At 72.2% G+C, this 8738-nt stretch carries 7 protein-coding genes; 4 read left to right on the top strand and 3 right to left on the bottom strand.

The features are described 5' to 3' along the window. A partial coding sequence (locus tag B5D80_RS25710) for a chitinase (protein WP_088646522.1) occupies positions 1 to 1028 on the top strand: 1028 nt, incomplete at its 5' end. A gap of 60 nt (positions 1029 to 1088) precedes the next feature. After that, the gene (locus B5D80_RS25705) at positions 1089 to 2432 is read left to right on the top strand and encodes an MFS transporter (protein WP_088646521.1); all 1344 of its coding nucleotides are present in this window, start codon (positions 1089 to 1091) and stop codon (positions 2430 to 2432) included. Here B5D80_RS25705 and B5D80_RS25700 read toward each other — a convergent pair. The 3 genes from B5D80_RS25700 to B5D80_RS25690 form a co-directional block, all read right to left on the bottom strand. Continuing rightward, the gene (locus B5D80_RS25700; RefSeq protein WP_144081758.1) at positions 2344 to 2616 is read right to left on the bottom strand and encodes a hypothetical protein; all 273 of its coding nucleotides are present in this window, start codon (positions 2614 to 2616) and stop codon (positions 2344 to 2346) included. The genes B5D80_RS25705 and B5D80_RS25700 overlap by 89 nt on opposite strands. Before the next feature lie 108 nt (positions 2617 to 2724). Continuing rightward, complete coding sequence (locus B5D80_RS25695) at positions 2725 to 4896, bottom strand: carbohydrate-binding module family 20 domain-containing protein (RefSeq protein WP_088646519.1); 2172 nt, start codon at positions 4894 to 4896, stop codon at positions 2725 to 2727. Between the two features lie 304 nt (positions 4897 to 5200). Then, complete coding sequence (locus tag B5D80_RS25690; protein WP_245854981.1) at positions 5201 to 6643, bottom strand: pectinesterase family protein; 1443 nt, start codon at positions 6641 to 6643, stop codon at positions 5201 to 5203. Positions 6644 to 6847: 204 nt separating this feature from the next. Between B5D80_RS25690 and B5D80_RS25685 the strand changes: the two genes are divergently transcribed. Together B5D80_RS25685 and B5D80_RS25680 are read left to right on the top strand one after the other, a co-directional pair. Continuing rightward, a complete protein-coding gene (locus B5D80_RS25685) occupies positions 6848 to 7780 on the top strand; it encodes an STM4015 family protein (protein WP_211291647.1) in 933 nt (310 codons plus the stop codon). 6 nt (positions 7781 to 7786) lie between these two features. Then, complete coding sequence (locus tag B5D80_RS25680) at positions 7787 to 8737, top strand: STM4015 family protein (protein ID WP_088646517.1); 951 nt, start codon at positions 7787 to 7789, stop codon at positions 8735 to 8737. Position 8738 lies beyond the last annotated feature (1 nt).

The raw sequence follows: 8738 nt of genomic DNA, 5'->3' as shown, positions 1-8738 counted from the left end.
CCACGCCCACCCGGACCCCGACCCCGACGCCGACCGCCACCCCCGGCACGACCACGCCGCCGCCGGACGGCACGGGCTGCGCGCTGAAGTCCCGGCCGACCGGCAAGGTGCTCCAGGGCTACTGGGAGAACTGGGACGGCGCGGCCAACGGCGTCCACCCGCCGCTGGGCTGGATACCGATCACCGACGCCCGGATCACCGGGCACGGCTACAACGTGGTCACCGCCGCCTTCCCGGTGATCCGCGCCGACGGCACGGTGCTCTGGGAGGACGGCATGGACGCCACCGTCAAGGTGCCCACCCCGACCGAGATGTGCCAGGCCAAGGCCGCCGGGCTGACCCTGCTGCTGTCGATCGGCGGCGCCACCGCCGGCATCGACCTCGGCTCGGCGGCCGTCGCGGACCGGTTCGTCGCCACCGTCGTGCCGATCCTCAAGCGGTACCACTTCGACGGCATCGACATCGACATCGAGACCGGGCTGACCGGCAGCGGCGACATCACCCGGCTGTCCACCTCACAGGCGAACCTGATCCGCATCATCGACGGCGTGCTCGCCCAGATGCCGGCCGGCTTCGGCCTGACCATGGCCCCGGAGACCGCCTACGTCACCGGCGGCAGCGTCACCTACGGCTCCATCTGGGGGGCGTACCTGCCGGTCATCAAGCGGTACGTCGACAACGGGCGGCTCTGGTGGCTGAACATGCAGTACTACAACGGCAGCATGTACGGCTGCGCCGGTGACTCGTACCCGGCCGGGACGGTGGCGGGCTTCACCGCCCAGACCGACTGCCTCAACGCCGGTCTGGTCGTGCAGGGCACCACCATCCGGGTCCCGTACGACAGGCAGGTCCCCGGCCTGCCCGCGCAGCCCGGCGCGGGCGGTGGCTACCTCGCGCCGGCCTCGGTGGCGCAGGCGTGGAACACCTACCGGGGCGGCCTCAAGGGGCTGATGACCTGGTCGGTGAACTGGGACGGGTCCAAGGGCTGGACCTTCGGCGACAACGTCCGCACCCTCCAGGGGCGCTGAACCCGACGGGTCGGGGCCCCGCCCGCAGCGGTGGCCCCGACCCACGGGAGCATCCCGGGAATGACAGCCGCCCCCGTACCCGCGCCGGCGACGCCGATGACCTACCGGCAGGTGCTCACCACCCGCAACGTGCCCCAGCTGCTGCTGTCGGCCTCGTTGTCCCGCCTGGCGTCCGAGATGCTGTTGTTCGTCGTCGTGCTCTACGTCCTCGCGCGGTTCCGTTCCCCGGTCCTGGCCGGGTTGAGCGGGTTCTTCCTGACCCTGCCCGGCTTCCTGGTCAGCCCGATGGCCGGCGCGCTGCTCGACCGGGTGGGCGCCGCCCGCGCGGTCATCCTGGACAACCTCGTCAGCGCCGTCCTCATCGGTCTGGTCGCGGTGGCCTCCGCGGGCGGCCGGCTCACGCCCGCCGTGCTGCTGACCCTGCTGGGGCTCCTCTCGTTGACCAGCCCGCTCAGCGCGGGCGGGATCCGCACGCTGTTCCCCCGGTTCGTGCCCGACGACGCCTACGACCGGGCCAACGCGCTGGACCTCAGCACCTACTCGGTCATCGAGGTCGTCGGTCCGCTGGCCGGCGGTGCCGTGATCGCGCTGATCGGCCCCGACCCGGCGCTGGTGCTGGTGGCCGCGATGTACGTCCTGGCCGCGCTGAGCCTGCTGCTGCTCCGGGGGTCGGCCGCCGAACCGCCCCGGGCCGAGCGCCGGCACCTGCTGCGCGAGGCGTGGGAAGGCGTCACCTACCTCGTCCGCAACGCCACCCTGCGCGGGCTCGCCGTGTCCTACTCCTGTTACCAGGTCACCTTCGGCATCCTCGTCGTGGCGGTGCCGGTCTCGGTGGCCCAGCGGGTGGACGGCGCAGGGCACACCGAGCAGTACGCCGGCGCGCTCTGGAGTCTGGTGGGTCTGTGTGGTGCGGCCGGTGCGCTGACCGCGGGCAGACTGCTGCGGGCCGGCCGCGAACGGCTGCTGCTGATCGTCACCACCGCGCTCTCCGCCTTCGCGATCTACCCGCTGGGCGCCATCGCGATGCTCGCCACCCTGGCGGTCGGGCTGGCACTGTTCGGTCTGCTGGAGGGCGCCCTCAACGTGGGCGTCCTGTCGCTGCGACAACGACGCACCGATCCCACCCGGCTGGGCCGGGTCATGACGGTCTCCATCAGCATCAACCTGATCGGGTTCCCGGTCGGCACGGCGCTCGGCGGGCTCCTGGTCGAGCGTTCCGGGTCGCTCGCGTACGCGGTCGCGGCGGGCTTCGCGCTCCTCGCGGCGCTGTGGGGCGCCCTGGTCATCCCCCGCGAGCCGGCCGGGACGCCCCCGGTCAGAGCCGGGCGCCCACGTCGACGCCGCTGGCCGGGCGCAGGAAGTCCGACGCCGGGACGGACCCGTCGGCGGCCCGGGGGCCGGTGACCGCCGACGGGTCGGTGCCGGCCAGCGGCCAGTCGCCGCCGAGGTCCCAGGAGTTGTCGGTCCCGGTCGAGGAGCCGGGCGACACGTCCGGGGCGTTGCCGACCGCGAGGTTGCGGTTCAGCGGGGAGGCGGAGCGGCACACCCCGGTCGGACCCGGAGCGCGGATGCGCTTTCCGGACGACAACAGAAGGAGTCGATGCCCGTCAACCTGTCGGGGTCGCCCCGTCCGGAGGTCGGACGGCGCGGCGGCCGACCCCCGGGAGGGGGATCGGCCGCCGTGGTCCGCCCGGCGTCACCGCCAGGTGTCGTTGGCGCTCCACGAACCGGTGGACCCCACGGTGGCGCTGCGGTTGCCACCGGACTCCCAGGTCACCGTGCCGTCCGGGTTCTTCTTGAGGTACTTGTACTCGAACGACGTGTTCGCCGGCAGCGCGACCGTGGCCCGCCACAGCGGGTAGGCGGCCGAGGAGAGCGCCACCGCGTCGGCCGGGTTCCACGAACCCAGCGCCGCGACGCTGCCCACCACGTAGACGTTCTGCCCGTACGAGGTGGTGGCGCTGACGGTGAACGCCGCGCCCTGGGTGCCCGCCGGGTCACCCCGGAAGGTGTCGGTGACCGACGAGGTGCCCCCGCTCGGCGTGGTCAGCGTCCGGTTGCTCCCCGACTCCCAGGTCACGACGCCGGCCGCGGTCTTCTTGAGGAACTTGAACTCCACCGTCGAGGACGCCGGCAGGGTGACCACCGCCCGGTACGTCCCGCCGCCCTGCGCGGTCAGCTTCACGGCGGCGGCCGGGGCCCACGAGCCCAGCGCCGGGACGCTGCCGACGACGTAGGCGCTCTGGTCACCGCTCAGCGTGGCGGTCACGGTGAAGGTGGTGGCGACCGTGCCGGCCGGAGCGGTCGGCGTCGGGGTGGCGGTGGGCGTGGTCGCCGGACCGCCCTTCGCGTTGACGTGCAGCGCCACCGCGCCGTTGGCGGGGATCTGCACGGTGGCCCGGCCACCGCTGACGGTCACCGTGGTGCCGGTGCAGCCGGCCGTGCCGCGCACCCCGGAGATCACGTCGCAGTACGACCCGTCGGCCAGGCCGGTGGTGAAGGTGGCGGTGCTGGCGGACCCGGAGTCGTTGATCCCGATCCAGGCCCGGTCGCCCCGGTGGAAGCCGATGACGTTGCTGTTGACCACGGTGAAGTCGGAGACGGTCTTGACCGACTTCGCGGCGTTCGCCCAGCCGACCATGCCCTTGATCCCGGTGGACCGGGTCAGACAGTTCCAACTGCTGCCACAGACGGTGTCGGTGACGTACCCGTTGCCGTCGGCGGGCGGCGACTGGTTGCGGTTGGACCAGGTGAAGCTGTCGTAGACCGAGGGCTTGCCGTGCGGGTAGGCCAGCGCGAAGTAGTTGGCCAGGACGTAGTCGCTGCCGTCGCGGTAGGACAGCACCACCCCGTCGCGCTCCAGGTCGTGGTTGGTGACCATGGCGAACACGTTGGCGCTGGGCGCGTCGAGGTTCCAGCTCCCGACGTTGGCCAGGTTGGCGATCGAGCCCTGGAACGCCGACTTCAGGCCCTTGGCGTACCCGAAGTCGAGCACGTCGCCGTTGCCGGTGAAGGCGCGCGCCTTGAGGGCGTCGTTGCTGGCCCCGTCGAAGATCTCCTGGGCGACGTACGGACGCTTGTTCTCGGCGGTGGTGTTGCGCACCTTGCCGAGGATCGCGGCGAAGTCGTCCTTCTTGACGTGCTTGACCGCGTCCACCCGGAACCCGTCGACGCCGAGGCCGACCAGGTCGTTGAGGAACCCGGCGATCTTGGTGCGGACGCTGTCCTTCTCGGTGTAGAGGTCGGTCAGCGACAGCAACTCGCAGCTGGTCACCTGGGCCTCGTTGTTCCAGTCGTTGATCGCACCGGACGAGGTCGGGCAGTTGTCCCCCGGGCGGTGGAAGTCGCCGGTGCCGTAGGGAACGGCGGGGAAGCTGTAGCCGGGGCCGGAGAAGTCGGTGCCGGCGTACCCGACGACCGACTCGGGGTTGTTGGCGCCGGCCATGTGGTTGACCACCGCGTCGACGTACACCCGCACGCCCGCGTTGTGGCAGTTGGTGACCATGTCGGCGAACTGCTGCCGGGTGCCGAACCGGCTCTCCAGCCGGTAGGAGACCGGCTGGTAGACCTCGTACCAGGGGTGGACGCCGTCGGCGCTGCTCGGCAGGCTGACCGACTCCTGCGGCGGCGCGACCTGCACCGCACCGTAGCCGGCCGGGCCGAGGTGGTCGGTGCACGCGGCGGCGACGGAGCGCCAGTTCCATTCCCAGAGGTTCGCGGTGACCTCACTGTCGTTGAGCGCGACGGCGGCGGTGGCGGGAACGGTGGCCGGCAGCGCGCTCAGGCCGGCGAGGGAGGTGGCGGTGACGGCGAGGGCGAGGAGGCCCCGTCGCAGACGGGTTCCCCGGGAGACGCGGGGTGTGGACATGGGGAGTGGACCTACTTCCGGGGGTCGAAGCGGCGCTGGTCGGTGTGGACGGCCGTCCGGTGGAGAAGACGATGCGGCATCGATGAAAGGTTTTGCAAGACCTTGCGGCAAAGTTTTCGACATCTGCCGGCAATGATCGGCAAGGTGTTGCAGCGTGCGGTACGTCGGCCACCCCGCGTCGCCACCGCCTCCGCCGTCCACGAGGGGGCACCCGCACACAGGCCCGGTTTCCCCGCCCCGGAGGTCGGGGCGGGGAAACCGGGCCTGTGGGTGACCCTCGTTCAGGGTCGTGGCGTCCGGGCGCTCACATCGGGTTCCAGCCGTCACTGCCGGCGAGGTACCGCTGCGGCGTGTAGGTGGCCGCCTGCGCGTCACTGAGCTGGGGACGGTTGCCGTTCGTGCCGGCACCGGGCCCGGTGTTGCGGTACTCGCGGAACCGCGCGTTCTGCCACACGTTGCCGGACATGTCGATCCAGGGCTGGGCGGTCTTCATGGTCGCGCTCAGCGTCGACTCCCGGTAGAGGACCTGGGCGTCCGGCCCCCACGGGCGACCGAGCTGGGTGGTGTTGTTGGTCGCCCCGGTGATCGTCGACCGGTAGATCAGCATCCCGTACGTCTTGCTGGCCGGCGTCCGGGCGGCGGTGATCGGTCCACCGGTCGACCGCTTCTCGTAGATCGAACTGCCGTCGATGACGATCGTGCCGCCGCCGAAGATGAAGTCGACCGTGCCCTCCACGTAGGAGCCGACCACGTACGCCCGGGTCTTGTCGTTGACCAGGAAGGTGTCCTGGTCACCGAGGAGCCGGACGTTGCGCAGCACCGCCCGGTCGGCGTTCAGGTGCAGCGCCACCGCCTGCTGGTCGACCCCCGAGGTGTTCTCCACGAAGTCGTTGGCGATGGTCAGGTTCTCGGCGACGAAGTCCGCCCCGTCGACGAACATGCTCGCGCTGTTGAAGGTGCCGTAGGTCGTGCCGTCCGGCTTACGGGTGCCGGCGGAGTTGTTGTAGACGAGCACGACGTTCGACGGTGCCGAGCCGAGGCCCCGCAGCGTGACGTTGGTCTTGTTCGACGCCACCCGGACGACCTCGCGGTAGGTGCCGGGCTTGATGGTGATGGTGGTCCGGCTCGAACTGTTCGCCGGCACGGCGTCGATGGCGGCCTGGACCGTGCGGTACCTGCCGGTGCCGTCCGAGGCCACCGTCGGCGTCCCGCTGGTCGGCGGTGGGGTGGTCACCGGCGGGGTGGTCGGTGGCGGCGTCGTCGGCGGCGGGGTGGTGGGCGGCGGGGTCGTGGGCGGCGGCGGGGTCGTCGGCGCGGCAGTGGTGGGGGTGGTCGACCCGGTGCAGGCGGTGCCGTTGAGGGTGAAGCCGGCGGGCTCGGGGTTGCTGCCGGTCCAGGTGCCGTTGAAGCCGACGTCCACGACACCGCCGGTGGCGATGGCGGCGTTGTAGTCGAGGTTGGTGGCCACCACGCTGCCGCTGGCCGGGCTGGCGGTGAAGCCCCACGCGCTGGTGATGGTCTGCCCGGCCGGGAAGGTCCAGCCGAGCCGCCAACCGGTGACGGGGTCGCCCAGGTTCCTGATCGAGATGGCGGCGGTGAAGCCACCGGCCCACTGGGCGCCGACCTGGTAGGTGACCTGACAGCCGGCGGCGGCCTGCGCCGAGACGGCGGTGACGACACCGGCGACGAGGGTGGTGGTGACGGCGGTGGCGACGATCGACGCCGCCCGCCGGGTGCGATTTCTCACGAGCGAACTCCCCATGGGTATCCGACACGGACAGCCGTGGGAGCGCTTTCCTGAGCCTCGCACACCCGACTTCCGCTGTAAAGCGTCACCGGCCGGGCACCCCGGGTAGGTGCGCAGCCGGTCCGGTAACCCGGTGCTGATCATCCTGTCGGTCGGGCCTGTTACGGTCGCGCCGCTGTCACACCAGTCGAGCCGGAGGTAGGCGTGATCCGTTCGCACTTGTCGTCGTTCGCCGGAATGCCGGTGGTCCCCTTCACACCGGGGATGACCCTGCCCGACGACCCGTCGGGCGTCGCCTGGCGGCTGGAGGTCGAGGACTTCGAGGCCGAGCCGGAGGAGTTCGCCGGCCTGGTCACGGCGCTGCGGGCCGAGGTGCCCGGCGAGGCGGTCCGCGCCCTGGTGATCGGCGAGTGGGGCTCGGCGTACGAGCGGGCCCTCCCGGTCGACCTGCTGGCCGACGCCGCGAAGGACTGGACCGCCCTGCGCGCGGTGTTCCTGGCCGATCTGGTCAGCGAGCAGTGCGAGATCTCCTGGCTCACCCACGGTGACCTCACCCCGCTGCTGACCGCCTACCCGGAGCTGGAGACGCTGTGGGTGCGCGGAGCCAACGAGCTGACCCTGCGACCGGTGCGCCACACCGGCCTGCGGGAGCTGGGCTTCCAGACCGGCGGCCTGCCCGGTGCGGTGACCCGGGCGGTGGGTGACTGCGACCTGCCCGCCCTGCGCCGGCTCGACCTGTGGCTCGGCCGGCAGGACTACGGCGGCGACACCGGCGTCGACGACCTGGCCGCCGTCCTGGCCGGTGACCGGCTGCCCGCGCTGCGCCACCTGGCGGTGTGCAACGCCGAGTTCGCCGACCACGTCGCGCGGGCGGTGGCCACCGCCCCGGTGGTGTCCCGGCTGGAGGTGCTCGACCTGTCGATGGGGGTGCTCACCGACCCCGGCGCCGAGGCGCTGCTGGCCGGGCAGCCGCTGACCCACCTGCGCCGCCTCGACCTGCACCACCACTTCCTCTCGCCCGAGGTCGCGCAGCGGCTGGTGGACGCGCTGCCCGGCGTCCAGGTCGACCTGGACGACCCGCAGACACCCGACGAGTACCACGGCACGGTCTACCGGTTCACCGCGGTCGGGGAGTGAACGACAATGACGTTCGGCTCCCACGCCCAGACGTTCGCCGGCCGGCCCGTGGTCGAGTTCCCCGCCGACGGCCCGCCGCCCGTCGTGGACGGCCCGGTCTGCTGGCGGGTCGCCGACTGGCACTTCGACGGCGACACCCGGCAGGACACCCTGTCGGAGCAGTTCCGGGACCGGTTCGACAGGTTCGTCGAGCAGCTCGGCGACCGGGTCGAGGCGCTGGTCGTCGGCCCCTGGGGATACGCGGCGTTCCACCACGCCCCGATCGCCCAGCTCTGCGCGGCGGCGGACCGGCTGCCCCGGCTGCGGGCCCTGTTCCTCGGCGACATGGTCACCGAGGAGTGCGAGGTCTCCTGGATGCGGGTCGGCGACGTCAGTCCGTTGCTGACCGCCTACCCGGAGCTGGAGGTGCTGCGGGTACGCGGCGGTGAGGACTTCAGCTTCTCCCCGGTGCGGCACGGGCGGCTGCGGACGCTGTCCGTGCAGAGCGGCGGCCTGTCCCGGGAGTTCGTCGCCGCGGTGCTCGCCTCGGAGCTGCCCGCGTTGCACCACCTGGACCTGTGGCTGGGCACCGACGACTACGGTGGCGACACCACCGTGGCCGACCTGGACGCGCTGCTGGCCGGGAAGCTCTTCCCCGCGCTGCGCCGGCTCGGGCTGCGCAACGCCGAGATCACCGACGAGCTGGCCGCCGCGCTCGCCACCGCCGCCGTGGTGCCCCGGCTGGAACGGCTCGACCTGTCGCTGGGCACCCTGTCCGACGACGGGCTGGCCGCGCTGCTCGCCGGGCAGTCCCTGACCCACCTGTCCGCGCTCGACCTGCACCACCACTACCTGTCGGAGGAGGCCGCCGCCCGGGTGGTCGCCGCGTTGCCCGGCGTCGAGGTGGACGTCTCCGAGCCGCAGGAACCGGACGAGGACGACGGGGAGACCTACCGCTACACGGCGGTGTCGGAGTGAC

This window comes from Micromonospora wenchangensis, from assembly GCF_002210435.1.
Taxonomy (GTDB): Bacteria; Actinomycetota; Actinomycetes; order Mycobacteriales; family Micromonosporaceae; genus Micromonospora; species Micromonospora wenchangensis.
The sequence above is the reverse complement of the archived record's forward strand: the minus strand, read 5'-3'. Positions and strand labels throughout refer to the sequence as shown.